2 protein-coding genes and 1 rRNA gene are annotated in these 1,110 nt (G+C 71.8%); all 3 read left to right on the top strand.

All coding sequences use genetic code 11. The features are described 5' to 3' along the window. Positions 1-88, top strand: a 5S ribosomal RNA gene (gene rrf / locus AC0CYZ_RS27775); the annotation flags it as partial. Between the two features lie 232 nt (positions 89-320). Beyond that, positions 321-875 carry a single-stranded DNA-binding protein gene (gene ssb, locus AC0CYZ_RS27770; RefSeq protein ID WP_472221342.1) on the top strand — a complete coding sequence of 185 codons (555 nt, stop codon included), beginning with the start codon at positions 321-323 and terminating at the stop codon, positions 873-875. Positions 876-927: 52 nt separating this feature from the next. Then, on the top strand, positions 928-1,110 hold a 183-nt coding region (locus AC0CYZ_RS27765), incomplete at its 3' end, for an ATP-binding cassette domain-containing protein (protein ID WP_472221341.1).

Genomic DNA, 1,110 nt, shown 5'->3' with positions numbered 1-1,110 from the left:
CGGACCCATCCCGAACCCGGAAGCTAAGCCCTCCAGCGCCGATGGTACTGCGACCGCCAGGTCGTGGGAGAGTAGGACACCGCCGGAACACCCAACCACCCCCACCCACACCAAGCCCCCGAGGACACCCTCGGGGGCTTTGTGCTGTCCGGGCTCCGACGCCGGCGAATGGTCCGATCGGCCGATTCGACGGTCCACACCGGCACCGCGCCGCCGGGTTGTCCACAGCGGCGACGCCACCATTCCCGGATCGGTCGCCGATCGGCGCACCGTGTCCTCCAGGCCGCTCCACCGGGGAGTCGGTCGGGAGGAGGACGACGGTGAACGAGACCTGGGTGACCGTGGTCGGCAACGTGGCGAGCGACGTCAGCTGGCGGCGGACGCAGAACGGGGGCGAGGTCGCCAACTTCCGCGTGATGAGCACCGAACGTCGCCTGGACCCCGAGAGCGGGACGTGGCAGGACGGGCTGCGAGTGGCGGCGCGCGTCAACTGCTGGCGCCGGCTCGGCGAGAACGTCCGCGCGTGCATCACCAAGGGCGACCCGGTCGTCGTCCGGGGCCGGCTGTCCGTGCGGGAGTTCGAGGTCGACGGCGTCCGACGTACCTCCACCGAGATCGAGGCCCGCACCGTCGCGCTCGACCTGGCGCGGGTGTGCGCGAAGGTCGTGCCGGCGGAGCCCGCGGCGTCCGGTCGGCCCGTCCTCGACGTCACCGATCTCGTCGTCGTCGACGACGCGACCCCGGGGGCCGAGCTCGACGCCCCCGGAGTCCGGTCCCCGAACGGTGCCCAGCCGGAGGGCTCCCCGGCCGGTGGGCCTGCCGAGGACGAGGAGGACGGCGAGGGCTTCCCGGGCAGCTCGGCCCTCGCGAGTTGAGCGCGCGACCGGGGCCGGGGGCGGCCCCGGTACGGCAACTACCATCGGAGGCGTGGCTGAGTTCATCTACACCATGAAGAAGGTTCGCAAGGCTCACGGCGACAAGGTGGTCCTGGACGACGTCACGCTGAACTTCCTGCCCGGGGCGAAGATCGGCGTGGTCGGGCCGAACGGCGCGGGCAAGTCGAGCGTTCTCAAGATCATGGCGGGGCTCGACCAGCCGAACAACGGCGAG

The sequence above is a fragment of the Actinomycetospora sp. genome (assembly GCF_055612215.1).
Note: the sequence above shows the minus strand (reverse complement) of the source record. Positions and strands in the feature narration are given on the sequence as shown.